This window comes from Amycolatopsis orientalis DSM 43388, assembly GCF_000411975.1.
Classification (GTDB): Bacteria; Actinomycetota; Actinomycetes; order Mycobacteriales; family Pseudonocardiaceae; genus Amycolatopsis; species Amycolatopsis orientalis_D.
The window spans coordinates 19,135-43,600 of record NZ_ASXG01000071.1; the positions used below are offsets into that span (position 1 = coordinate 19,135).

23 protein-coding genes are annotated in these 24,466 nt (G+C 68.8%); 12 read left to right on the forward strand and 11 right to left on the reverse strand.

From position 1 onward, the window contains the following. Nucleotides 1-71: 71 nt before the first annotated feature. The 3 genes from L942_RS11970 to L942_RS11980 all read right to left on the reverse strand — a co-directional run bounded on the left by L942_RS11970 (nucleotide 72) and on the right by L942_RS11980 (nucleotide 2,574). Entirely contained in the window at nucleotides 72-890 is an 819-nt protein-coding gene (locus tag L942_RS11970) for a dioxygenase family protein (protein ID WP_037358973.1), read from the reverse strand. Nucleotides 891-940: 50 nt separating this feature from the next. Continuing rightward, entirely contained in the window at nucleotides 941-1,876 is a 936-nt protein-coding gene (locus L942_RS11975; RefSeq protein WP_037358976.1) for a helix-turn-helix transcriptional regulator, read from the reverse strand. A gap of 161 nt (nucleotides 1,877-2,037) precedes the next feature. Further along, nucleotides 2,038-2,574: a helix-turn-helix domain-containing protein gene (locus L942_RS11980; protein ID WP_037359084.1), complete on the reverse strand. Its 537-nt coding sequence runs from the start codon at nucleotides 2,572-2,574 to the stop codon at nucleotides 2,038-2,040. Between the two features lie 275 nt (nucleotides 2,575-2,849). Here L942_RS11980 and L942_RS11985 point away from each other — a divergent pair, with 275 nt between their 5' ends. Beyond that, nucleotides 2,850-3,992, forward strand: coding sequence for a TetR/AcrR family transcriptional regulator (locus tag L942_RS11985; protein WP_037358979.1), 1,143 nt, complete (start codon nucleotides 2,850-2,852; stop codon nucleotides 3,990-3,992). On the opposite strand, the gene L942_RS11990 is transcribed toward L942_RS11985, so the two are convergent. Together L942_RS11990 and L942_RS11995 are read right to left on the reverse strand one after the other, a co-directional pair. Continuing rightward, complete coding sequence (locus L942_RS11990) at nucleotides 3,989-5,200, reverse strand: oxygenase MpaB family protein (RefSeq protein WP_037358982.1); 1,212 nt, start codon at nucleotides 5,198-5,200, stop codon at nucleotides 3,989-3,991. The genes L942_RS11985 and L942_RS11990 overlap by 4 nt on opposite strands. A gap of 174 nt (nucleotides 5,201-5,374) precedes the next feature. Further along, on the reverse strand, nucleotides 5,375-5,776 hold the full coding sequence (locus tag L942_RS11995) for an ArsI/CadI family heavy metal resistance metalloenzyme (RefSeq protein ID WP_037358984.1): 402 nt from the start codon (nucleotides 5,774-5,776) through the stop codon (nucleotides 5,375-5,377). A gap of 80 nt (nucleotides 5,777-5,856) precedes the next feature. Between L942_RS11995 and L942_RS12000 the strand changes: the two genes are divergently transcribed. From L942_RS12000 to L942_RS12010, 3 genes are read left to right on the forward strand one after another with little or no spacing between them, the layout of a single operon-like run. Next, nucleotides 5,857-6,219, forward strand: coding sequence for an ArsR/SmtB family transcription factor (locus L942_RS12000; RefSeq protein WP_037358987.1), 363 nt, complete (start codon nucleotides 5,857-5,859; stop codon nucleotides 6,217-6,219). Continuing rightward, a complete protein-coding gene (arsB, locus tag L942_RS12005; RefSeq protein WP_037358990.1) occupies nucleotides 6,216-7,280 on the forward strand; it encodes an ACR3 family arsenite efflux transporter in 1,065 nt (354 codons plus the stop codon). Before L942_RS12000 ends, arsB begins: the two co-directional genes overlap by 4 nt. Further along, nucleotides 7,277-7,675, forward strand: a complete 399-nt coding sequence (locus L942_RS12010) for an arsenate reductase ArsC (RefSeq protein ID WP_037358993.1) — start codon at nucleotides 7,277-7,279, stop codon at nucleotides 7,673-7,675. Before arsB ends, L942_RS12010 begins: the two co-directional genes overlap by 4 nt. A 936-nt stretch (nucleotides 7,676-8,611) precedes the next feature. Here the strand turns inward: L942_RS12010 and glnA are convergent. After that, complete coding sequence (glnA, locus tag L942_RS12015; RefSeq protein ID WP_037358996.1) at nucleotides 8,612-10,036, reverse strand: type I glutamate--ammonia ligase; 1,425 nt, start codon at nucleotides 10,034-10,036, stop codon at nucleotides 8,612-8,614. A gap of 172 nt (nucleotides 10,037-10,208) precedes the next feature. Here glnA and L942_RS12020 point away from each other — a divergent pair, with 172 nt between their 5' ends. Beyond that, nucleotides 10,209-10,697 (forward strand): RDD family protein, encoded by a 489-nt coding sequence (locus L942_RS12020; RefSeq protein WP_037358999.1) that lies wholly within the window; start codon nucleotides 10,209-10,211, stop codon nucleotides 10,695-10,697. Between the two features lie 77 nt (nucleotides 10,698-10,774). Here the strand turns inward: L942_RS12020 and L942_RS12025 are convergent, their stop codons facing one another. Next, complete coding sequence (locus L942_RS12025; protein ID WP_037359002.1) at nucleotides 10,775-11,503, reverse strand: DUF4191 domain-containing protein; 729 nt, start codon at nucleotides 11,501-11,503, stop codon at nucleotides 10,775-10,777. A gap of 64 nt (nucleotides 11,504-11,567) precedes the next feature. On the opposite strand from L942_RS12025, the gene L942_RS12030 reads away from it, so the two are divergent. The 5 genes from L942_RS12030 to L942_RS42835 all read left to right on the forward strand — a co-directional run bounded on the left by L942_RS12030 (nucleotide 11,568) and on the right by L942_RS42835 (nucleotide 16,325). After that, the gene (locus tag L942_RS12030; RefSeq protein ID WP_037359005.1) at nucleotides 11,568-13,667 is read left to right on the forward strand and encodes an ATP-dependent DNA helicase UvrD2; all 2,100 of its coding nucleotides are present in this window, start codon (nucleotides 11,568-11,570) and stop codon (nucleotides 13,665-13,667) included. A gap of 146 nt (nucleotides 13,668-13,813) precedes the next feature. Then, entirely contained in the window at nucleotides 13,814-14,155 is a 342-nt protein-coding gene (locus L942_RS12035; protein ID WP_235079063.1) for a hypothetical protein, read from the forward strand. Nucleotides 14,156-14,307: 152 nt separating this feature from the next. Beyond that, nucleotides 14,308-14,655: a WhiB family transcriptional regulator gene (locus tag L942_RS12040; protein ID WP_037359010.1), complete on the forward strand. Its 348-nt coding sequence runs from the start codon at nucleotides 14,308-14,310 to the stop codon at nucleotides 14,653-14,655. Between the two features lie 567 nt (nucleotides 14,656-15,222). Continuing rightward, nucleotides 15,223-16,146 (forward strand): class I SAM-dependent methyltransferase, encoded by a 924-nt coding sequence (locus tag L942_RS12050; RefSeq protein ID WP_106964875.1) that lies wholly within the window; start codon nucleotides 15,223-15,225, stop codon nucleotides 16,144-16,146. After that, nucleotides 16,143-16,325, forward strand: coding sequence for a hypothetical protein (locus L942_RS42835; protein ID WP_081655034.1), 183 nt, complete (start codon nucleotides 16,143-16,145; stop codon nucleotides 16,323-16,325). The genes L942_RS12050 and L942_RS42835 overlap by 4 nt, the downstream gene beginning before the upstream one ends. 580 nt (nucleotides 16,326-16,905) lie before the next feature. On the opposite strand, the gene L942_RS12055 is transcribed toward L942_RS42835, so the two are convergent. The 3 genes from L942_RS12055 to L942_RS12065 all read right to left on the reverse strand — a co-directional run bounded on the left by L942_RS12055 (nucleotide 16,906) and on the right by L942_RS12065 (nucleotide 20,416). Continuing rightward, nucleotides 16,906-17,688 (reverse strand): hypothetical protein, encoded by a 783-nt coding sequence (locus L942_RS12055; protein ID WP_440201309.1) that lies wholly within the window; start codon nucleotides 17,686-17,688, stop codon nucleotides 16,906-16,908. Nucleotides 17,689-17,934: 246 nt separating this feature from the next. Next, nucleotides 17,935-19,236, reverse strand: coding sequence for an ABC1 kinase family protein (locus L942_RS12060; RefSeq protein ID WP_440201310.1), 1,302 nt, complete (start codon nucleotides 19,234-19,236; stop codon nucleotides 17,935-17,937). 103 nt (nucleotides 19,237-19,339) lie between these two features. Next, entirely contained in the window at nucleotides 19,340-20,416 is a 1,077-nt protein-coding gene (locus L942_RS12065) for a ThiF family adenylyltransferase (RefSeq protein WP_037359022.1), read from the reverse strand. A 216-nt stretch (nucleotides 20,417-20,632) separates the two neighbouring features. Between L942_RS12065 and L942_RS12070 the strand changes: the two genes are divergently transcribed. Further along, nucleotides 20,633-21,142 carry a M48 metallopeptidase family protein gene (locus L942_RS12070; RefSeq protein WP_037359024.1) on the forward strand — a complete coding sequence of 170 codons (510 nt, stop codon included), beginning with the start codon at nucleotides 20,633-20,635 and terminating at the stop codon, nucleotides 21,140-21,142. 702 nt (nucleotides 21,143-21,844) lie between these two features. Here L942_RS12070 and L942_RS12075 read toward each other — a convergent pair. Continuing rightward, the gene (locus L942_RS12075) at nucleotides 21,845-23,254 is read right to left on the reverse strand and encodes a zinc-dependent metalloprotease (RefSeq protein ID WP_037359027.1); all 1,410 of its coding nucleotides are present in this window, start codon (nucleotides 23,252-23,254) and stop codon (nucleotides 21,845-21,847) included. Nucleotides 23,255-23,445: 191 nt separating this feature from the next. Between L942_RS12075 and L942_RS12080 the strand changes: the two genes are divergently transcribed. Then, nucleotides 23,446-24,465, forward strand: a complete 1,020-nt coding sequence (locus L942_RS12080) for a YlbL family protein (RefSeq protein ID WP_106964878.1) — start codon at nucleotides 23,446-23,448, stop codon at nucleotides 24,463-24,465. The last annotated feature ends 1 nt before the right edge of the window (nucleotide 24,466 follow it).

Here is a 24,466-nt window from a genome sequence, read left to right on the forward strand (position 1 = left end):
CTTCTCGGAAAATTCCCGGAGAACGGAGAACGGCGGGCCCGGGGGAGCCCGCCGTTCTCCTCAGGAGGGGATCAGCCCTTCTGCCACAACGCGGGCGCGTTGGGCGGCTCCCAGCCCGGCTGGGCGGTGTGGGCCTGCAGGCACACGTAGCCGACCCCGTTGAACGTGACCCGCGTGCCGGCGGGGTACGACGTGCCCGCCGCCCAGGACGTCCCGCCGGGCTGCCCGGTCGGCGTCGTCGTGGGACTGCCGGTCGGCGTCTGCTGGACGTTGAGCACGAAGTCGAACGCGGCCTCCTTGGCGTTGTTCGGGGCGTCGCGGACGGTCATCAGCAGCCGCGAGTCGAAGATCGTGTCGGTGTTGTTCCGCGGCTCGCCCGGGAAGTACAGCTGGGTCGTGAGGATCGGCTCCCCGGGCGCCTGCACCTTGACGTGGATGTGCCGGGTCCGGCCGGGGTAGAGGCCGGGCACGATCGTGGTCAGCTTGAACTCGCCGAGGTCGTTCGTGTACTGGTGACCGCGGAAGGTATAGCCGACGTTGTCGTACGCGCCGTTCACGTCCGCCTGCCAGAAGTCCAGCAGGGCGCGGCCGATCGGCTGGCAGGACAGCCCGAACACGTACCCGCTCACGGTGAGCCGCTGGCCCGGGGTGTTGTCGTCGACGAGCACGCTGCGCTCGGGGGAGTCCGGCTTGAAGTACGGGCCCTCGGTCTGGTCGATCGTCGGTTCGTCGCCGTCGTGGCAGTACGGGGTCGGCGCGACCTTCTGCCCGCCGGCGAAGTTCGTGCGGGCCAACGCCGGACCGCCGACGAGCGCGACCGGCGCGGCGACTCCGGCGGCGAGCGCGGCCTTCAGCACTGTCTTGCGGCTGAACTTTCTGTCTTCGTCCATGCCTGCTCCTCGGTGGGGGCTCGGGATTCCCCTCGACGGTAAGGAGAAGATCAGCCCGCAGCGATGGACGGAGTCCCGCAGTCGTGGTGAATCTTCGGGGCGGTGTCGCCGGTGCGGCGGAATCCGCCGGGGCTCAACCCGGTTTCGCGCCGGAAGAACCGGCAAAAGTAGGCTGGATCGGCGAATCCCACGCGGCTCGCCACCTGCCGCACGGACAGATTCGTCCGCAGCAGGAACCGTTTCGCCTCCTGCGTTCGGGCCTCGCGCACCAATTCCGCCGCGGTGCGCCCGGTCGCTGCCTTGACGGCCTCGGTGAGGTAGCCGGGCGTGACGCCGAGCCGTTCGGCATGCGCGCGCACCGACCACAGCCCCAGCTCCGATTTTTCCGCCTGCTGCGCGAATTCCGCCGCTACCGCGCGAGCGCGGGCAGGTGCCGGCGCGGAGGGAATCCCGGGCAGCCGTCCGGCGCGCACGATCAGCACGTGCAGCAGGGCGCGCAGCACCGATTCGGCGTCCTCGCCGCCGCGGCGGTACTCCTCTTCCAGCTCAGTGATCAGCCGCGCGGTCCGGTCGTGTTCGGCGCGGTCCAGCCGCAGCCAAGGCCGTTCGCGCAGCCGGCGCAGGGTTTCGCGGTCGGCCGGATGGTCGAAGAGGAAATCGTCGGTGAACAGCACGACCGATCCGGCGAGTTCGCTCGCCTCCCAGTGGTGCACCTGGCCCGGGGTGACGACGCCGAGGTGCGGCGGGCTCAGTTCCCACCGCGTCAGGTCGACCACGTGCGCGCCGGTCCCTCCGGTGACGAGCACGATTTCGTAAAACGTGTGCCGGTGCGGGAATTCCGCTCTCGACAACGGGCCGACCGCGTCGAAAGAGCCGACCGCGAACGGCACCGCGTCCGGTGCCGGCACCTCGAGCCGGTGCAGCGGAAGTTCCCCGGGCTTGACCGGTCGGCAGCACATTCCCGGGGGCACCGTCGTCCCTCGCATCAGTCCGTCCTTTTCGCCGGTTTCGGAACGAAAAGTCTAGACCAATTTCGCCGCGGGCACCTCCGCCGGAAGTATCAGTACCGTGCCGGATGGTTACTGATCCGACCGCCGTCACGGCCGATGACTTCGCCGCGACGGTCCCGGGCCTTCTTTTGGCCGGATCAGTAACTCGGCGGAGTGACGCTCACAAGGAAGCGGGCGGCGGTCCGGCCGTCGTTGCGGAAGCGGTGCGGAATGCTCGAATCGAAGTGGCAGCTGTCGCCGGTCTTGAGCACGTGCGTCTGCTCGCCGACCTGGACGGTCAGCCGTCCGGCGATCACCACCACGCATTCCTCGGACGGATGCGAGCGCAGTTCGTCGGACGAGACCCCGCCGGGTTCCAGCACGCCTTCGAGCACCTCGAGCTTCGCGCCGCCCGGCGACGCGCGGGTGTAGGTGATCGCGTGGTGCGGCGAGGAGATCCGGTACCGGTCTTCGTGCCGGATCACCGCGACGGTCTCCTCCTCCGGCTCCTGGAACAGGCTGAACAGCGGGATGTCGAGCACCTCGGCGATCCGCCGCATGGTTTCCAGGCTGGGGTCGGTGACGCCCCGCTCGACCTGGCTGATCAATCCGGTCGACACCCCCGCCTGGTCGGCGAGCTGGCGCACGGTCAGCCCGCGCAAGGTGCGGAACTCGCGGATCCTCGTCAAGGTCACCCGATCATTATCGTCGAACAGCGCTCCGGCGCAGGTCACCAACCTCGACGGGTTCCACTAGGCGGTCCCAGCGCTTTTTCGTTGCTGTGCGCGGCGAGGAGCACGGAAAACGCAGTGCGAACGAGAACGCCCACGTACATCGCAGTTGCCGGGCCGAATCGGTCCGCTCGTGGCGGAAGAGTCGCCGCGCCTCCCGCCCGCGTGAAGACCCGCTCGTCTCGTGATTGACTGGCCACCATGGCCGTGTTCCCGCATCCGTGTGCTCGGGGTCCGCTGTGACCTCCGAACCGGCTGCGGCCACCCGTCCGCGCAACCGCAAGCAGCTCATCGTCGAGGCGGCGGGCCGCGCCTTCAGCGAACGCGGGTATCACGCGGCGTCCATGGAGGAGATCGCCGCCGCCGTCGGGATCACCGCGGCGGCGCTGTACCGGCATTTCCCGAACAAGTACGCCCTGTTCACCGAGTGCGCGAACGTGATGGCAGACCGCCTCGTCGCCGCCCTCGACGCGGTGCCGCCGGACGCACCCGCCTCGGAGGTCCTCCGCCCGCTCGCCCGGGTCACGGTCGCCCACCGCGAGTCCGGCGGCCTGTACCGCTGGGAAGCGCGCTACCTCGAGCGAGCCGACCGGCGCGTCCTGAGTGCGAAATTCGCCCACGTCGTCTCGCGCGTGCGGGATGTGGTGCAGCCGGCTCGGGACGCGGACCTCCGTGCCGTGGCCGCACTCGGCGCGATCGGCTCGATCACCATGCACCGCACGTCGATCGCACATCACCGAGCCGAGAACCTGCTCACCGAATCCGCCCTGCGCCTCGCCACCTCGACGACCACCCCGGACGCGCCGGTCGTGGAGCTGCCCGCCCAACCGGTCCCGCGAACCCGCCGCGCGCAAATCCTCGCCGCCGCCGTGCCGTTGTTCGAACGCGACGGATTCGCCACCGTCACGAACGCCCGAATCGCCGAGGCCGTGGGTCTGGTGCCTTCGGCTCTCTACCGCCATTTTCCCAACAAAGCCGAAATCCTGGCCGCCGCGTGCCTGCAAGCCGCCGGGCTGCTGTCGCAAGCCGTGGAACAGAACCTGCACGGCATCACTGGCGCGCAAGCCCTTCCCGCACTCGCCGCGACCTATGTGGCGTACAGCTTCGAACACACCGCTTTGACCAACGTCGCCGCCGCCGAACTAGGCGGCTTGCCCGCTGCGTTGCAACGCCCGCTCATCCTCGCCCAACGCGAGCACATCGCGGTGTGGGAACAACAACTCCGCCTGGCCCGCCCAGACCTGGACGCGCACCAAGCCCGCGTACTGGTGCACGCGGGCTTCGGCGCGGTAGTCGAAACCGGTCGGCGGCTGCGGTGGGAGGACGCCCCCGGCCACCGCGCCGCCGTCACCGCTCTGCTGCTGAGCGCACTGGGATTTTAAGCGCCCGGCCGATTCGCGGTGGGGAGCGTGATCGGCGTCTGCGTCGGCGAGGTCCCGTTGTTGAGGTACAGCATCGAAATGCCGCGCACGAATTGGTCGAAGAGATAAAAACTGCCCGGCATGATCTTGGACGTCCCTTCGCGAAACGCCACATACGCGGGCCATTCGATCCGCACCAACGCCGCCTGTGCGTAGTCCCGGGGAAGTCCGAGCCAATCGCCGATCTGGTCATTGAGCAGATATCGCACCAATTCGTTGACGAACCCGGAATCGAGCCCGAGCGTCGGGTCCTCGATGTAGCCGAGCAACGTCTTCGCCAGGCTGACCCCTTCCTCGGTCCGCGCGAGCACCGGCCACAACATCTGCTGCGCCTGTGCTTCCGCGTCCGCCCACGTCCGCGGAATGAACTGTTCCTGCACCCCAAGCAGATACAGCGCGACCTGCCAGGCGTGCAGATCCGCGTCCTGCTCCGCGGCGGACAACGCGATGTGCCACTTGAGCATGTTGCTGCGCGCGAAGGTCGCCACGGAATGGAACGTACGCAGAATGTCGCCGTTGCTGATCGGCTTGGGCTGATCAGCACCCGACTGGTACTTCGCCGACGTCGGCAGCAAATTCCGCACCGCGGCGTGCACGAGTCGAGTCTTGTTGGCCGTGACGACGAAATGCCCGTCCGGTGCCCAGGCTTTGGAATTGTGCAGGTCGTATCCGAAGGTGAACGTCTTCGCCGCCCGCTGCTTCATGTCCGCGCCGCCAGCCGACCAGTAAACCGCCCGCGCCTCCCGCGGAATGACGGTGCTCATGATCCCGCTGCCGAGCGTCTCCGAGACGAACAGATAACTGCTCAACCGGGTATACAGCTTCTCCGACGCGGCCAGCTTGGCCGGATCCGCCCACGGCGGCAGCTTGTTGACCTGCTGCAGATACGCCACCAGGTAATCCGGCATGCCAGCGGGCAACGGCGCGTCGTTGTCGATCCAGCTCTCCCACGCCTGATTGACCGCCGGCACCTTGCCCTCGGCCAGCAACGCCTTGGCGACCGCGTCCGCCTTGTCGTCCCACACCTGGAACGGATCCGCTCCCGTGCCGCTTCCGGCGATGGACCCCCTGCTCGACCACGCCCACGCAGTGCCCGAGGAGCCCGCAACACCCGCGATGCCCAACGCCGCGCCGAGGGTCAGCACCTTCCTTCTGCTGAGATTCTCCATGTACTTGTCTGCCTCTCTGGTAGGCGTCGTTGCCATCCCATCACCGGCCAGGGGCTGCTCGCCGCCCCCTGTCGACAGTCTCGGAAGAAGTGATTTCTCATTAACATAACGGCACCGGATGCCTGGTGGCAAGAGGTGTCTCCGCTCCGGATGGGCGGGGTGGTCGATCGCCGTTCAGGCGCAACAACCTTCGGACTTCGCGAAGGTCGGCGAAGCCGCCTTGACCGTGTAAACCTCCCACGGCTCCCCGCCAGGCCCATGTACCCACACCTTGTCCTGCACGGCGTAGCAACAGGTCGTGTTGTCCTCGGTCAGCGTCTCCAGGCCCTCCCCGGTGAGACGTTCGCTGGCCTCGTTGACCTGATCTGTCGATTCGACCTCAACACCGAGGTGATCCAGGACAGTCGCCTGCCCGGGCTCGCCTTCCAGAAGGACGAGCTTGAGCGCGGGCTCGGCGACGGCGAAGTTGGCGTATCTCGGCCGGAGCTTGGCTGGCTCGACACCGAAGAGCTTTGCGTAGAAGTCGATCGAATCAGCCAGGTCTCCGACCCGAAGAGCGAGCTGAACTCGGGACATCCGTACTCCTTGAATAGATAGTTATCGAAACAAGAAGCATCTAGATTGCTGTCTAGGTAGATGACTGTCAAGATAGACGTATGTCGAAGCAACTCGCGCTGGCCGTGATCAGCGCATGCTGCACCCCGTTGACGCGCGAGCCGTTGAGCGAGGATCAGGCCGCGGAGCTGGCGAAGCTGTTCAAAGCGATGTCCGACCCGGTGCGGCTGCGCCTGCTGTCGCTGATCGCGTCTCACGCCGGCGGGGAAGCCTGCGTATGCGACTTGACCGACGCCTTCGATCTGACCGGCCCGACGATCTCCCATCACCTCAAGGTGCTGCGCGAATCCGGGCTGATCGCCGGGGAACGGCGTGGCACGTGGGTCTACTACCGCGTCTACCCGGAGGTCCTGGCCCGGCTCTCGGCCGTGCTGGTCCCCGGCAGTGCGGAGGCGCACGCGTGACGGCGGAAACCGGCGTGGTCGGCAAGCTGTCCACTGTGGACCGATTCCTTCCGGTGTGGATCGCCGCCGCGATGGTGCTCGGGCTGCTGGCCGGCCGGTGGATTCCCGGCCTGGGCGGAGTGCTGAACGCGGTTTCGGTCGACGGGATCTCGTTGCCGATCGCCCTCGGACTGCTCGTGATGATGTACCCGGTGCTGGCGAAAGTCCGCTACGACCGGCTCGGCGGCGTGACCGGCGACCGGCGGCTGCTGTGGCCCTCGCTGGTGCTGAACTGGCTGATCGGCCCGGCGCTGATGTTCGCGCTCGCCTGGCTGTTGCTGCCCGACCTGCCGGAGTACCGGACCGGGCTGGTCATCGTCGGGCTCGCCCGCTGCATCGCGATGGTGATCATCTGGAACGACCTGGCCCGCGGCGACCGGGAAGCCGCGGCCGTGCTGGTCGCGCTGAACTCGGTGTTCCAGGTCGTCATGTTCGGCGTCCTCGGCTGGTTCTACCTCTCCGTGCTGCCCGGCTGGCTCGGCCTGCCGCAGGCCGGGCTCACCGTTTCCGCGTGGCAGATCGCCAAGAGCGTGCTGGTGTTCCTGGGCGTCCCGCTGCTCGCCGGCTACCTTTCCCGCCGGCTGGGCGAACGCGCGAAGGGCCGCACCTGGTACGAATCCCGGCTCCTGCCCAAGATCGGCCCGATTGCGCTGTACGGGCTGCTGTTCACCATCGTGGTCCTGTTCGCCTTGCAGGGCGACCAGATCACCAGTCGCCCGCTCGACGTCGCCCGGATCGCCCTGCCGCTGCTGGTCTACTTCGGACTCATGTGGGCCGGTTCCTACGCGGTCGGCAAGGCGATCGGCCTGTCGTACGAGCGGACCACCACCCTGGCCTTCACCGCCGCGGGCAACAACTTCGAACTCGCCATCGCCGTCGCGATCGCCACCTTCGGTGCCACGAGCGGCCAAGCGCTCGCCGGAGTCGTCGGTCCGCTCATCGAAGTCCCAGTGCTCGTCGCCCTCGTCTACGTGTCCCTCGCGCTTCGGCACCGGTTCGTGACCGCTGGGGTCTCGCCATGACCATCCCCGAAGTGCTCTTCGTCTGCGTCCACAACGCCGGACGCTCGCAGATGGCGGCCGGACTGCTGCACCACCACGCGCGCGGCAGAGTACGGGTCCGCTCCGCCGGATCCGCACCAGCCGACACCATCAACCCCGCGGCCGTCGCAGTCATGGCCGAACTCGGCATCGACCTGTCTCGCGAATTCCCGAAACCCCTCACCGTTGAGGGAGTTCAAGCGGCCGACGTCGTGATCACCATGGGCTGCGGCGACGCCTGCCCGGTCTTCCCGGGCAAGCGCTACCTCGACTGGCAACTCGACGACCCAGCCGGCCTCCCGATCGAGCAGGTCCGCCCCATCCGCGACGAGATCGACCGACGGGTCCGCGCGCTGCTCGCCGAACTGGTCGGATGAGCCCGAAGAACGGCAAACGGCCGGCTCCGCACGAGAAGCGGAACCGGCCGTTTGAGGAGACCGGCCAGCAGACGGCCCGGAGCGGACCGAAAGCGGCATTTCACCAGGTCAAACCCGGCTCGGATCACACGGCGTAGGTCTGTCACCCCCGGCGCTGACCTGCGGTACGCCGCCCAGTTTTACCCCTTCTGACCTGCTGGCTAGCGGTTGTCGTCGGTCGTTCATGGTCAACCGTCGCCGACGTCTGACGGCCTGGAGGGTCCTTCCCACACCTGTCCGCTTGGCAGCGAGGTGAGGCTGGCCGTCTTCACGGACCAACTTCGGATTGCCCGCCGCGGTATTTCGCCGGTGCTGTCGCAGTCGGTGATCGGCCGGGGCGTCGAGTCAGGTAGATGTGCCAGTGGTATGCCGCGTTTGGGACGAGGAGCGCGATAAAGATCCATGAGGTCCAGTGGCCCACGAACACGGCCAGAGCCAGCCACATGAGAACGCCCCACGTGCAGGCGATAGCGCAAGCGAGAACCCACCTTCGATGCCATCGACTGAGCTGGGCTGGGTAGCCGCCTATCCATCGCCGTCGGTCCACTCGCGGAGTTTTCCACGTTGCCCGCCCGGAGCAAAGAGCCGCCGAGAAGGCCGTCCGCTGTGGTCGTTCGTGGACGGGGCGGCGTAACAGGACAGGGAGGGTGGGCGACTTGGCGTTGATGTCCGCGCTTTGCCGGTAGCGACCGTAGCCCGCGCACTCTACGAGCGGGTGTTCCGCCGGAAGGGTGCCGCGTGAGGCGGCTGGCGCGCAAAAAAAAGGACGGCGGTCGGGGAATCCCCTCGACCGCCGTCCTGTGTCTTGGTGGTCGTCACCGGCTGACCTTTGCCGGCCTGGTGACGGCCTGGCGGGCGCTTCGGCCAGTGAAATGCCTGGTCAAAGCGCCGCGCCGATCACACGTCGTAGTACAGCGAGAACTCGTACGGGTGCGGGCGAAGCCGCAGCGGGTCGATTTCGTTTTCGCGCTTGTACTGGATCCACGTCTCGATCACGTCCGGCGTGAAGACGCCGCCCTCGAGCAGGTAGTCGTGGTCCTGCTCCAGGGTGTCCAGCACGGTGCCCAGGTCGCCCGGGACCAGCTTGACGTTCTTGGCCTCCTCGGGCGGCAGCTCGTAGAGGTCCTTGTCGATCGGCTCCGGCGGCTCGATCTTGTTCTTGATGCCGTCGAGCCCGGCCATCATCATCGCGGAGAACGCCAGGTACGGGTTGCCCGACGAGTCCGGGCAGCGGAACTCGGCGCGCTTGGCCTTCGCGTTGTTGCCGGTGATCGGGATGCGGACGCAGGCGGAGCGGTTGCGCTGCGAGTACACCAGCGAAACCGGGGCCTCGAAGCCCGGCACCAGGCGGTGGTAGGAGTTCACCGTCGGGTTGGTGAAGGCCAGCAGGCTCGGCGCGTGCTTGAGCAGACCGCCGATGTAGTGCCGCGCCGTGTCGGACAGGCCCGCGTAGCCGGACTCGTCGTGGAACAGCGGCTGGCCGTCCTTCCACAGCGACTGGTGGCAGTGCATGCCCGAGCCGTTGTCGCCGGCGAGCGGCTTCGGCATGAACGTCGCGGTCTTGCCCGCGGCGAACACCGTGTTCTTCACGATGTACTTGAACAGCTGCAGGTCGTCAGCAGCGTGCAGCAGCGTGTTGAACTTGTAGTTGATCTCCGTCTGGCCGGCGGTGCCCACCTCGTGGTGCGCGCGCTCGATCTCGAAGCCGGAGTTCTGCAGCTGGCGGACGATGTCGTCGCGCAGGTCGGCGAAGTGGTCGACCGGCGGGACGGGGAAGTAGCCGCCCTTGAACCGGGTCTTGTAACCCTGGTTGCCGCCCTCGGTGTCGGCACCGGTGTTCCACCAGCCCTCGATCGAGTCGATTTCGTGGAACGACAGGTGCTCGGCGTCCTCGAAGCGGACCGAGTCGAAGATGTAGAACTCCGCCTCCGGGCCGAAGTACACGTTGTCGGCGACGCCGTACTCCGAGATGTACTGCTCGGCCTTGCGCGCGATGTTGCGCGGGTCGCGGCTGTAGGCCTCACGGGTGAACGGGTCGTGCACGAAGAAGTTCAGCGAGAGCGTCTTCGCCTTGCGGAACGGGTCGATCCGCGCCGTCTCGGGGTCCGGCAGCAGCAGCATGTCGGACTCGTGGATCGACTGGAAACCGCGCACCGAGGAGCCGTCGAAGGCGAGACCCTCTTCGTACGCCTCCAGGTCGAACGCCTTCGCGGGCACCGTGAAGTGCTGCATGACGCCCGGCAGGTCGCAGAACCTGACGTCGATGGACTCCACCTTCTCATCTGCGATGAGGCGCTGAATGTCGTCTGGAGTAGTGGGCACCCTCGGTGACTCCTTCTCGTTCGTTACCGGCGGCTGTACTCTCTTCGGCTCACGCTAAGAGGGCGGTGTTGCCCGACCGTCACCCGAATGTTTCGCCGGTGTTAACGGGTTGCCGTCGCCGCCCAGTCGACCAGGCCGGATGTGGTCCGCGCCACCGGCATACCCTGGACGGGTGGCGAGATGGACGGGTGAATGGCTGCCGGGCACGGGCGACGGCTCGACCGCGGCGGGTCCGCGCGAGGCCCCGAAGTGGCGCGGCGAGTCGCTGGGCCTGCCCGAATCCGGCGTGGGCGCGGTGGCCGGCGGCGGTCCGCGCTTCCTCGCGCTCGTGCTCGACCTGGTGCTCGCTTCCCTGATCACGGCCCTGTTCGTACGCTACGACCTGCAGAACGCCGCCGCGATGCAGACGTTCAACCTCTGGGCGGGCGCGGTCTGGGCGGTCATCACTGTCATCCCGGTCACGTTCTTCGGCTTCACCCCCGGCATGGCGGCCCTGGGCATCCGGGTGGCCCGCCTGGACGGGGCGGCGATGGTCGGCGCGTGGCGAGCGCTGGTGCGGATGGTGCTGACCGCGCTGCTGCTCCCGCCGCTCGTGCGCAACGCCGACGGCCGCAACTGGCTCGACCGTGCCACGAACACCGTCGTCATCCGGATGCGCTGACGACTCGCCGCGTTGATTCGAACGCAAAGAACCCCCGGCCGCGACCAGGCCGGGGGTTCTCGACGTTTCCGGCAGCGTCAGCGACGGCGGATGGTGCGCTGCACGTTCCGCATCTTCGCGCCCGCGGGCATCGGGCCCTTCGGCATCGCCGCGCCGCGCGAACCGAGGGCGGCCAGCTTCGCTTCGAGGGCGTCGACCTGGGCCGGCTTGAGGTTGCGCGGCAGCTTCGCCAGGTGCGACTGCAGCTTCTTGAGCGGAACCTGCTTTTCTTCGTGGCCGATCGTCACGTCGTAGATCGGGGTGTCGCCGACCAGCCGCGACACGCGCTTCTTCTCCTGCGCGAGCAGGCTCTTCACCCGGTGCGGGGCGCCTTCGGCCACGAGGATCACGCCGGGGTGGCCGAGCACGCGGTGGACGGCGTCGAGCTGGGTCGTCGCGGCGACGGTCGGCGTGACCTTCCACTTGCCGCGCATGTTCTCCAGCGCCCAGGCGCCGGCACCGGGCTGGCCGTCGGCCTTCCCGTAGACCGTGCGCTGCACGCGCCTGCCGAAGATGATCACAGCGAGCAGGATGCCGAGCACGATGCCCAGCGGCAGCAGCGTCCACTGGATGCCGAAGATGAACCCGATGCCGAACAGCACACCGGCGACCACCACGATCGAACCGACCATCCAGGGGATGAGCATCGGGTCTTCGCGGCGCTGCATCTTGAACGCTTCGAACAGCTGCCCGCGCCGGGCCTTGCTCGCCGCGCGCTTTTCCCGCTTGGCCTGCTTGGCCGCTTCCTTGTCCTGCTTGCCCGCCATATGACCAGGATACGGCCGCGTGCCCGGCCGGGAATCTGTCGGCCCCCTCTGCGAGGATCGCGGGGTGGCCATCGCATCGTCTCCCCAGAGCCGGCAGAGCCGCGCGAACCTGCTTGACGGGCTTGATCCCGAACAGCGCGCCGCCGCGGCGGCCCCCCGCGGCCCGGTGTGCGTCCTCGCCGGCGCGGGCACCGGAAAGACCCGCACGATCACGCACCGCATCGCCCACCTGGTCCGATCGGGCCACGTCGCGGCCGGGCAGGTGCTGGCCGTCACCTTCACCACGCGCGCGGCGGGGGAGATGCGCACTCGGCTGCGCGGCCTCGGGGTCGACGCGGCGCAGGCGCTGACCTTCCACGCCGCCGCCCGCCGTCAGCTCCGTTACTTCTGGCCGCGGGTCGTCGGCGACCGGCCGTGGGACCTGATCGACAACAAGTTCCGGCTCGTCGCCCAGGCCGCCCAGCGCGTCCGGTTGAGCACCGAGACCGAGGTGCTGCGCGACCTGGCGAGCGAGATCGAGTGGAGCAAGGCGTCGCTCGTCTCGCCGGACGACTACCCAGCGGTCGCCGCGAGGACGCAGCGCGACACTCCCGCGCCGGTCGCGCAGGTCGCCGAGGTCTACCGGTGGTACGAGGAGCTGAAGACGAACGCGCAGGTCCTCGACTTCGACGACCTGCTCCTGCAGACCACCGCGGTGCTCGAGAAGCACGAGGCGGTCGCGGCCGAGTTCCGCGACCGGTACCGCTGCTTCGTGGTCGACGAGTACCAGGACGTCACGCCGCTCCAGCAGCGGCTGCTCGACGCGTGGCTCGGCGGGCGCGACGACCTCACCGTCGTCGGCGACGCCAACCAGACCATCTACTCCTTCGGCGGCGCCTCGCCGAAGTCGCTGCTGGAGTTCACGCGGCGGTTCCCGGAGGCGACCGTCGTGCGCCTCGAACGCGACTACCGGTCCACGCCGCAGGTCGTCGCGCTCGCGAACCGCGTGATCGGCGCCGCGCGCGGGCGTCCGGCCGGGTCGCGGCTCAAGCTCATCGGCCAGCGTCCGGACGGTCCGGAGCCGCGGTTCGCCGAGTACGAGGACGAGGCCGCCGAAGCCAGCGCGGTCGCGCGGCGGGTCCGCGAACTGCTCGACGCGGACGTGCCGGCGAGCGAGATCGCGGTGTTGTTCCGGGTGAACGCGCAGTCGGAGGCGTACGAGCAGGCGCTCACCGAAGCCGGGATCCCGTACCTGGTCCGCGGCGGCGAGCGGTTCTTCCAGCGCACCGAGGTACGGCAGGCGATGGCGGCGCTGCGCACTGCGTCAATGGAACCCACCTCGCTGGAGCTGGTCACGGCGGTGCGTTCGGTGCTCGCGCGAGTCGGCCTGACCGAACAACCGCCGTCCGGCGGAGCGGCGAAGGAGCGATGGGACGCGCTGCTGGCGCTGGTCGAGTTGGCCGAGGAACTGGCGGCGTCGGTCCAAGACGCGGACCTGCCACGGTTCGTCGCGGAACTCGAACAGCGCGCGGCAGCGCAGCACCCGCCGACGGTCGAAGGTGTCACGCTCGCCTCGCTGCACGCGGCGAAGGGGCTGGAGTGGGACGCGGTGTTTCTCGTCGGGCTGTCCGAAGGAACGATGCCGATCCTGCACGCGGACGGCGACGACGCCGCGATCGAAGAGGAACGACGGCTGTTCTACGTCGGCGTCACGCGGGCCCGGGTGCACCTGTCACTGTCGTGGTCGCTCTCGCGCGGTCCGGGCCGGGGACGCAACCGGCGGCGGTCGCGGTTCCTGTACGGGCTGATCCCGGAGGACCACCCGGCCGCGCGCATCGCCCGCTCGCAGCAGGTGGCGAAGCCCGGGTCGAACGTCGCCCGCTGCCGGCTGTGCGGCGGTCCGCTGGTGCAGACCATGGAGGTCAAGCTGGGGCGGTGCGGGAAGTGCCCGTCCACAGTGGATGAGGAACTGCTGCAGAAGCTGAAGGCGTGGCGCGGGGAGCGTTCGCGGGAGTTGAAGGTCCCGGCGTTCGTCGTGTTCACTGACGCGACGCTGATGGCGATCGCCGAGCAGCGGCCGACCGACGACGGCGCGCTGGTGTCGATCTCCGGGATCGGCGCGACGAAGCTGGAGCGGTTCGGCGCGGAGGTGCTCGACGTCGTCCGGTCGTCGATGCGATCTTGACCGCGTCTTCGCGGTGATCGGTGCGGCGAACCTGCAGCTCGGAGGCGATCTTCAGCTTTTCGGCAGAGATTTGGGAAAATAAGTTGCCCCGGTTGCGCCGGGGCGCATAACCTGCGTAGGCACCCGGGCGAGAGCCCGGTCTGGGGATGAACACGACGGTTGCCGCTTCGAGCGGCGCAGTCCGACAGAAGAAAGGCGGTGCCGGTGAAATGATCAGCAATCTGAAACTCGCGTTCCCTGGCACCGGTCTGTCTCTGTGCATGACCGCCGACGCCCCGCGCCAGGGCACCGGTGTGTCCACGTTCGCGCACATCGACGGAACGCGTCGTCACATGGACGGACTGCGTCGCATCGAGCGCAACGGGGCCCCGGTCGGCATCACTCTCGCGAGCGCCGCCGTTGTTGCCGCGTACCCGCAGGTTGATGTCGATCTGCCGACCATCAAGCAGTTCCGTGTTCCGTTGTCGATACGGGAGCGAAGTTCCTGACCTGCGTCAGGACTCAAGGCTCACGAAGGCCGCGGAACCGGTAACCGGATCCGCGGCCTTCGTGTTTTTTTGGCTGCACAACGAGAAGGAACAAGTTGTCCAGTTCGATCGCCCACCGCCACACCACCACCGCACCGCAAAGGAGCACGGAAATGTCATCCGCCATCGCCCTCGCCGAGGGCCCCTTAGCCGAAGGGTTCGACATCGGCGACCTGCTCGAAGGGGTCGCCGAACCGGAACTCCCCTGCCGCTCGCGCGACGCGGACCTCTGGTTCGCCGAATCGCCCGCGGAACTCGAGCGGGCCAAGGCGTTCTGCGCCGGCTGCCCGGTCCGCGAGGCCTGCCTCGCGGGTGCACTCGCCCGGCGTGAGCCGTGGGGTGTCTGGGGAGGCGAAATCTTCGAGCGCGGCGCGGTGATCGCGCGCAAGCGGCCCCGTGGCCGTCCGCGCAAGAACGCCGCTCTCGAACCCGCCGCCGCGGCCCGGAGCGCAGCCGCATGACCGTCGACCTCATCACCACGCGCGATTTCGAGGCCCGCACCGGAAAACCGGTCCGCGTACAGCCGAAACCCAAGCAGAACAAGCTTCAGGAGACCACGAAGATGTTGCTTCACGAAGAACTGTCCCGAGCGCGAATACGGGACCTGATATCCGAACACGAAGCCCAACGCCCGTGGCGCAAGGCGCGAGCCGCGCGCCGCTGGTCACGGGTAGCCCGCTGGGCGGCCAGCCGAGCGGAGCGATACCAGCCACCGAACTAATCGCGGAACCGGCAGGCCCGGGGTTCCTCCCGAGCTCTTGCCTGACCGGCCGCTTCGTCCGGCAGCCGTTGCCTGCGACCAAGATTGCCTCCAGTCCTGGCCGGCAGGTACCGGCTGCCCGGGCTCGGCTCCCTGCCCCGATTCCGCGCGGCCCGGGTTGCGCGGCATCGAGGCAGCTCGGGTCGCCTGTCGGCGCGACCGGGTCCGTCGAGAGCACGACTTCGCTGGAACGAGCCTGGAAGGTCCGTCGGGGGACAGCCCAGGCTCGTTCTCGTGCGTGAACCGTGGGCAGGTGTTCAATGAGCCCGTGTCCGGACATACGCACGACCACATCGACTGGGCTGACCGGCTGGCTCTCCTCCGCGCAGCCGACACCCTCGACGCTCCCGCCCACGCCGCCATCGCCGCACGCCTGGCCGCGAAACTCCCCGCCAACCCGACGGTGCTCGACCTAGGCTGCGGAGCCGGCGGCATGAGCACCCACTTCGCCCGCGCCTTGGCCGCCCAAAACGGCGGCACCATCGTCCTGGTCGACGCGACACCCGAACTCCTGCACGAGGCCGAGCGCACCGTACGCGCCGCCGCGCATCCGGGTAACGGCCATGCTGCGCTGCCTGGTGGCCATCCCGCGGCAGCCGACGCGATGGTCGAAGTCCGCGCGATCGTCGCCGACCTCGCCGACCAGGCTTTGCCCGACCTGCTGCCCGCCGCGGATCTCGTATGGGCATCACGCGTCGTGCATCACCTTCCGGATCAACAGGCCGCGATTGGCGCGCTTACCGCGATCGTGCGGCCGGGCGGCGTCGTCGCACTCGCCGAGGGCGGGTTGTCGTTTTCTTGCCTCCCTTGGGATCTGGGACTCGGCCGACCCGGCTTGGAGGACCGGTTGCAAGCCGCGCAGGCGGAATGGTTCGTCGGGATGCGAGAGGGCATCGACGGCGCCGTGCCGATGCCTTACGGCTGGCCAGTCGCGCTGGAACGCGCCGGTCTCGCCGAGGTCAGCTCCTTCAGCGCACTCGTGGACCACCCCGCGCCGGGCCCAGACGGGCTCGCTGACTACGTGCACCACCACCTTTCCCGTCTCGCCACCCACGGCGCAGACCATCTCTCGGACGAAGACCGCGCGACACTGGCCGCCCTGCTGGACCCGGGCAGCCCCCACTACCTCGGCAACCGCCGAGACCTCTTCCTGCTCGGCGCGCGCACCGTCCACCACGGACGCCGACCATGACCGAGCCCGCCCCCACCTGCTCCCGGTGCGGCCGAGCACGCGCCACCGAAACCGACCCGCTCGCGGCCCTGGCCTGGGTAAGCACCAAGGAAAACGGCGACCAGCGCTGGCTCTGCCCAGACTGCGCGCGCAACCACGTTAGGGACATCGAAGGCAAGCTGCCCGACGAGTACTGGTAGCCAGTCCGCGTCGCGTACGTAGGGAAACCCAGCACTGCGCCGCTCGATGATCCCCGCGACGCAGTGCTGGGTTTGCCCAGCTGCGCACTGAGATGGCTGCACCACGACGAGAAGCCCCTCTACGGCCCGCGAGCGGAACCGGCGCTGCCCCGCGAATGGAACCGGTGCTGTCTTGCGAGCGGAACCGGTGCTGCCCCGCGAGCGGAACCGGTGCTGCCTCGCGAGCGGAACCGGTGCTGCCTCGCGAATGGAACGGTGCTGCCTCGCGAGCGGAACCGGCGCGGCCTCGCGAATGGAACGGTGCTGCCTCGCGAGCGGAACCGGCGCGGCCTCGCGAACGAGGCCCGCCGCAGTCTGCGATCGGAGTTGGCCGGGCCAGTGCCAGTAGCTACTCGCCGGATGCCGACGACTGCGCCACTCCTCGGAAGCGCGTAACCACTCTCCGGCCACGACTCCGTGGCGTGCGGTTCAAGACGCCCCTCGCGACCATTCGTGCGATGACATCCTGATGCATGGCGACGCTTTCCCCGCAGAGCCCGATGAGAGCCCGGTTTCCGCAGCGCCTTTCCTCAGATTCGGATCATGCGGCATTCCCTGTCTTGTAGACCGCGCGCACTTTGGGGCGGGGTGTGCGCGCCGCGTGGCGGTAGGCGTTCAGGAGTTCTGTGCTCATCTCCTCCGGAGATTCCCGGAGTTGGCGTGGGGTGCACCGAAACAGCACGGTGCCGGTCGCGGCCAAGGCCAGGTGGCTGAAATCTTCGGGGCCTGCTGAGGTGCGGTAGCGCCAGGCCAGGCCGATTTCGTCCCACCACGCGTCCGCGGTGCCTAGCCGGCGGCCGCGGCGGTCGCAGACTGCGACGTTCCATTGCGGGGTGGGCAGCGGGGTTCGCTGGAGGACCCGGAGGGCTTGTCCGTGCGCGAAGGTTTCTTGGTCGTCGAGGTTGCGCAGGACTGTCCGTACGGCTGCCGAGCCGCGCTGGTTGCCGGTGTTCAGTACGGTCGTCAGCTCGGCGCGGTCCGCTAATCCCCAATACAGCGGCAGCGAAACCAGTCTTGCGATCTCGTCCGGATCGTTTTCCCGCCGGGCAAGGTCCAAGGCGGCGCGGGCGGCGCTGGCGTAGGGCAGGCCGTCGATCAGGATCGCTTTGGGCATTCGGGCGGTGCGGTAGGTAATGACGCTCGGTTCGTTGGCCGGCCTTCGGTTGTGCGGCACCAGAAGATGGATCTCCGGAGTCCGCGGATGGCTGATTCCGTGCGCGCACAACGCATCCGTGCCCGTGATGACGGTTCCGGGACCGAACCGGGCAACGGCTGCGTGCAGGAGTTCTTCTCGGCTCGGAGGTTTGTCGTGCACGAGGTACACGCCGGAGTACACCTGTCGCCACGGTCCGCCCGGGCCGGAGAGCTGGGCGGCTCTTCGGTCGGAGATTCCGGCGACGCGCAGGTGCCGGCGATGGAGTACGCCGTGCGAAACGTAGTCACCGAAAGCGAGCGAGTCAGTGCTTGTGGTAGTCGTCATGTCTTGAGAATGACGCCTTGATCAACTGCGCGGAACGACCCCGCGCAATCTGTGGACAACTCCGCGTTGTTGTCCTTCCTTGTGGATAACTCAGGCGGCGAACCCGGGCTGCCAGCGTTCCACGATGCCGCGAGCGGGGATTTCGGCGTCGAGTTGGCAGAGAATGCCCGTCGAGCCCGCCGTGACCCGGTGGATCATCAGGTACTCCGGCGGCAGGTTCAGCGAGCGGCCGACGTGGAAGTCGTTGCTGCGCGAATCGCCGACGCGGCCCGCCTGTCGTTGCATCCAGCGGCGCGTGAAGTGGAACGTCGGCTCGGCCAGCGGCTCGGTGAACGGCGCGAGATAGGCCAGCACCTCGTCCGCTTCCAGCGGAGAATCTGCCCGCACGAAACGGTTTTCGCGCAACAACCGCATCAGTTCCTCGGAGTGGCCGTCCAGGGCGAGCCGAGTGATCTCGCCCAAATGCCGCGGGATTCCGTGCGGCAGCTTCGCGACACCGCCGAAGTCGATCACGCACAGCCTGCCGTCGCTGGTGAGCATGAAGTTGCCGGGATGCGGGTCGGAGTGCAGCAGGTGCGCCCGCGCCGGAGACGAGTAGTGGAACTCCGCGAGCAGCCGGCCGCAGAGGTTGCGGGTGGCCGGATCGCCGTCCGAGATGATCTTGGCCAGCGGGGTTCCGGTGGCCCATTCGCTGACCACGACCTTCGGTGCGCTCGCCACGACGCGCGGGATCAGGAACTCGGGGTCGCCCTCGAACGCTTTCGCGAACGCGCGCTGGTTGTCGGCTTCGGCGAGGTAGTCGAGTTCCTCGTCCATCCGCTCGGCCAGCTCCGCGAGCAGCGGTTTCACGTCGGTTCCGGGCACGAACGCCTGGAACAGCCTGCTGAAGCGCTGCAACTGGCGCAGGTCGCTGCGCAGCGCCTCGTCCGCGCCCGGGTACTGGACCTTGACCGCGACTTCGCGACCGTCGTGCCAGGTCGCGCGGTGCACCTGGCCGATGCTCGCCGAGGCGGCCGGCTCGTCGTCGAAGTGCGCGAACCGTCCGACCCAGGATCGGCCCAGCTGCTCAGCGAGGACGCGGTGGGTCTGGCGGGCAGGCATCGGCGGCGCGGCCGACTGCAGCTTCGTGAGCGCCTCTCGGTACGGCTGTGCCATGTCATCCGGCACGGCGGCCTCGAACACGCTCAGTGCCTGGCCGAACTTCATCGCGCCGCCCTTGAGCGTGCCCAGCACCTCGAACAGCTGCTCCGCGGCCTTGGCCGAGAGCGTCGCGCTCACCTGCTCAGCGCTCTGCCCCGCCAGCCGCTTGCCCCAGCCGCCCACGGCTCGTCCAGCGATCCCGAGCGGAAGGCTGGCCAGCTTCGCCGTACGGGCGGCACCGCGGCGGGGCATGGCGGAATCGCGGTCTCCGGTGCGGTCGCGAAAGTCGGTCACTCTCCGATTCTGCCTTGGCGAGCGCGACGCCCGCAGCCTGCTGACGGCACCCAGGTGTGTCCTACGTCTCCTGCAGCACCTCCTCGGGAGCCTCTTCCGGACCTTCCTCGACGGGGACCGGTGCTCCGCAGCCGCAGTCCGGGTGCGGTTCCCAGTCCCGGCGGTGCACTTTCCCGTCGAAGTTGTCGATCTCCAGCGTCGCGTTCCAGGTCGGCGGCGGCGTTTCGCTCGGAGACAGCAGCCGCATCGCCTGCGCGACGGCGAGCGAGGCGCACGCGTGCACCGCGCCGAGATCAGCCCGCGGAATCCGGCCGACCAGCTGCGTCGCGATCCGTGGCCACGACAGATCCTCGTCGGTCCGGTGCAGGTCACAGCAGCGGAGGCAGGCGCTGCGGCCAGGCACCACGAGCGGCCCGACGATGCCCGTGCCCTCGCACACCCGGACCGGCAGGTGCGAGGTGGCCGAGTCGACCAGTTCGGCCACCTCTTCGGGTGGCGGGACGAGGGTGTCGGTGAGCAGCACGAGGTCGGGGAGGCGGCGCTGGTTGCGGGCGGTGATGACGTCCGGCGCGACTCGAGCGACGACGGTCCGGATCGCGCGCTGCCTGGGCTGGCCCAGCTCCGCGGGGGTGAACCCGGAACCGAGATCGGCTTCGGTGACGGTGCCGGACGCGCGGATGTCGAGGTGCCCGACTCCGGACGTCGCGAGTAGCGCGGCGACGGCCACGGCGATCCGCCCGCTGCCGTGGACCGCGATGAGGCTTTGGGCACGACGATCGGTGAGCGCTGGCTGATAGTGCCGGGCACGCAGCGACCACAAGCCGGTCTCAACCCGTTTCGCGTTCTTCTTCGCCGCTTCGGTGACCAAACCGAGCGCGGCCAGTTGTTTGAGCAGCAGATGGAACTGGTCGCGGTGTTCGCCTACAGCGAGCAGGACATCCTCGAGCCCGCGCCGGCCGTCGAGCCTGCGGACGTTGTCGACGATCGCCGGCGGCAGGCCGTTGGCGATGATGCCGTGACGGGGGTCGAGGCCGAACTGGATCTCGTTGTCGTCGCGTTCGAGCACGTGGATGCCCGGAAGCAACGTCGGGTACGCCGGGAGGAGCACGTCCGGCGGCGGAACACTGGACAGGGTCATGCGGTCAGCTTGGCAGCTCCGGAACTCCACTCATGGGTGAGAAGCTGAGTTGTCCACAGGGAAATCTTGTTGTGGACAAGTCTGGGCTGTGACCTTTCGGCGCTCCAAGTTGTCGGTGCTGAGCCTTACCGTTGTCGAGTGGTCGAAGCACGGATGCCCTCCCTGAGAGGCAGGGGCGAGAAAGCCCCGTCGGACACTTCTCAACACAAGGTCGAGGTGCGGCGCAGCCAGCGCAGGCACCGGACGGTCACCGCGTACTGGAATGACGACACCCTGGTCGTCCTCATCCCGGCACGGATGACGCGCGAAGAAGAGAAACACTGGGTCGCGGAGATGGAGCGCAGGCTGCTGCGCTCAGGAGGACGGAAGACAGCGCCGCCCAAGGCGTCGGACGCGGCGTTGCTGGCGCGCTGTGCCGTGCTCGGGGCGAAGTACCTGGACGGCAAAGCGTTGCCGGCCAGCGTGCGATGGGTGCCGCCGATGCGGACCAGGTGGGCGTCGTGCACGCCGGTGGACGCGACCATCCGGGTCAGCGACCGGCTCCAGCGGGTGCCGCAATGGGTGCTGGACTACGTGCTGGTCCACGAGCTGGCGCACCTGCGGGAGCCGGGGCACGACGCGGCGTTCTGGGCGCTGGTGAACCGGTATCCGAAGACGGAACGGGCGATCGGGTACCTGGAAGGGCTTTCGGCGGCGGCTGGGTGGGGGATTTCGGAGGAGGACTGAGTTGGTGGCCTGCCCGGCTGCCTCGGGGAGGGGTGGCTGGGGGAGTGGGGTCTGCTGGGCGGGTGAGGAGAAGCGGGGGATGGGCTGGCGGCTGTGGTGGGTTTCGCCGTGGGAGGGAGCTGGTGGGCAGGCCGGGGGCCACTTGAGGAGGGGCGCGTGGGCGGTCGCGGCTGGGAGGAGCCGCGTGCGGGCCTGGTGGGGCAAGCCGCGGAAGGTAGCTGCTCGTGGGGTGTGGTCGAGGGTCGTGGCTGGGAGGAGCCGCGTGGGGTGCTGGTGGGAGAAGCTGCGGAAAGGTAGTTGCTCGCGAGGTGCGGTGGACGGGCGTGGCAGCGAGGAGCCGCGAGAGGTGCGGGTGGGAGAAGCCGCGCAAGGTAGCTGCTCGCGAGGTGTGGTGAAGGACCGTGGTGGGGCGAGGTCGTGGCTGGGAGGAGCTGCGTCAGGTCGTAATGAGAGACGTCGCGGAAGGTAGCCGCTCGCGAGGTGCGGGTGGAGGCCGTGGGTGGAGTCGTGCGGAGGCAGTGGCTGGGAAGAGCTGCGGGAGGCAGGGGCGGATGGACCGTGTGGAAGGAACCTGCGTGGGGAGCGCGGGCAGTGAGTCCTGGGCGGATGTTGGCTGCACAAACGCCGCGCGGACCGGCTCAACCAGGTGAGACGGTCCGCGCGGGGATCTAGACGGGCGGGGTGGGAGACGACCAGGCGGTCTTAGGAAGGCGAGTTGCCTTCGTCCTTCTTCCCCTCGTCCTCCGGAGCCTTGTCGGACGAGGAACCGGCGTCCCCGGAGTCCTTGGCCTCCCTAGCCTCCCGCTCGGCCTTCTCCGTGCGTTCCAGCTCCGCGATCGGGTCGAGGTCGGCGTCGAGAGCCGCCGGTTCGGAGATCCGGTCGGCGAAGTCCAGAGGCTCGTCCAGGTCCTCGGCGGTCGGCATCAGGTCCGGGTGGGACCAGAGGCTGTCGCGCTTTTCCAGGCCGTGGCGGTCTCCGACGAGCTTCCAGAGGGACGACGCGGCGCGCATCCGGCGCGGGCGCAGTTCGAGGCCCACCAGGGTCGCGAAGGTCTGCTCGGCCGGGCCGCCGGTCGCGCGGCGGCGGCGGAGGGTTTCGCGCAGCGCCTCGGCTCCGGGCAGACGGTCGCCGATGGCCTCGGCCACCACGACGTCCACCCAGCCTTCCACCAGGGCCAGCAGGGTTTCCAGGCGCTTCAGCGCGGCCTGCTGCTCCGGCGTGGTCTGCGGTTCCAGCAGGCCGGACGACATCGCTTCCTCGATGCTCGCCGGGTTCGCCGGGTCGATGCTTCCGGCCAGCGACTCCAGCGCGGAGGTGTCGACGGTGATCCCGCGGGCGAACTCCTCGACCGTCGCGAGCAGGCGCTGCCGCAGCCACGGCACGTGTGCGAACAGCCGCTGGTGCGCGGCCTCGCGCGCGGCCAGGAACACCAGCACCTCGCTGGCCGGCAGCTCCAGGCCCTCGGTGAACTTCTCGATGTTCGCCGGCAGCAGCGCCGACGTCGTGGCCGGGCCGAGCGGCAAGCCGACCTCGGTCGACGTGAGCACTTCCTGCGCGAGCTGCGCCAGGGCGTTGCCGAGCTGGGAGCCGAACGCCATCCCGCCCATCTGGCCCATCATCGACAGCAGCGGGCCCGCCGCCTGCTTGGCCTCCTCGGGCAGCGCCTGCATCCACGCCCCGGACACCTGCTGCGCCACCGGATCGCACAGCCGCTGCCAAGTCGGCAGCGTCTTCTCGACCCAGGTGCGCGCCGACCACGACACCGTCGAGGTCGCGCCCGCGGGAAGGATCGTCGCCGCGTCGAGCCACAGTTCCGCCAGGTGGGCGGCGTCGCGGACGGCGGTGGCGGAGTCGCCGCCGCTCTCGGACGTGAAGCCGATCTTGGCGTCGTCCCGTCCGCTCAGGTTCTGGAGTGCGATCTGCTTCGCCAGGTCGTAGTTGACCGGCCCGCTCGACGAGCCCGCCTGGCTCAGCATCTGGCCCAGCTGGCTCAGCATCTGCCCGAGCTGGTTGAACGCCTCGGCTCCGCCGGGCTGGCCCGGGTTCGAGGGGTCGTTGTCGCCTCGCTTGTCGGGATCGGGCGGTCCGAAGCCGAACGGGGGATTGCTCATAGCTCCACCGTACGCGGGTACGACCCGCCTCAGCGCGTCAACCGTGGCCTTCACCGGGAAGCGAACACAGTCACCGTACGCTGTCGCTCGTGACAAAACCGGACGAGGACACCGCGAACCAGTCCCGCCGCGCCGAACCGTCGCGCGCGCCGGCCCGCAGCGACCGGCGGATGACCCGCCGCGGATGGACGATGCTGGTCAGCGGCGTGCTGTTCCTGGTGTTCGTCGTGGCCGGGTTCCTGGTGCAGGTGCCGTACGTCGCGATCAGCCCCGGACCCACCTACGACACCCTCGGCCGCGACGCCGCGGGCAACCCGGTGATCCAGGTCAAGGGACAGCAGACCTACGGCACCAGCGGCGAACTGCGGATGACCACCGTCTCGCTCAACGACGGCATCAACCTCTTCACCGCGCTCGGCCTCTGGGCCAGCGGGCGCTACGCGCTCGCGCCGCGCGAGGAGTACTACAAGCCCGGCGAGACGAACGAGCAGGTCAAGCAGGAGAACATCCAGCAGCTGCAGAACTCGCAGAGCAACGCCCAGGTCGCCGCGCTGCGCCACCTCGGCTACCCGGTGCAGGTCGTCGCGAAGCAGATCGTGTCCGGCAGCCCGGCCGACCACATCCTCGCCCCGGGCGACAAGCTCGTCGCGGTCAACGGCAAGCAGGTGCACGAGGCGGGCGAGGTCGCCGCGTCGATCGCCAACACCAAGCCGGGCGACACCGTCCAGGTCACCTTCCAGCATCTCGGCCAGCCGGAACGCACCGTGCCGGTCACGCTCGCCCAGCGCGACGACCGCACCCAGGGCTTCCTCGGCCTGACCGCCGTCGACCGCGCGGTCGCGCCGTTCTCCGTCGACATCTCGCTGCAGGACGTCGGCGGACCGTCGGCCGGGCTGATGTTCACCCTCGCGATCATCGACCGGCTCACCCCGCCCGGGAAACCGGGCAGCGACCTCGCGGGCGGCAGGCACATCGCGGGCACCGGAGAGATCAGCGAAACCGGTCAGGTCGGGCCGATCGGCGGGATCTCGTTCAAGGTCGTCGGGGCGAAGGAAGCGGGTGCGACCGACTTCCTCGTCCCCGAGCACAACTGCGCCGAGGCGAAGTCGGCCGCGCCGGAAGGGCTCAACCTGATCAAGGTGTCCACCCTGGACGACGCGCTCCAGCAGCTGGACAACCTGAAGGCCGGTCGCCCGACGGCGCACTGCTGAC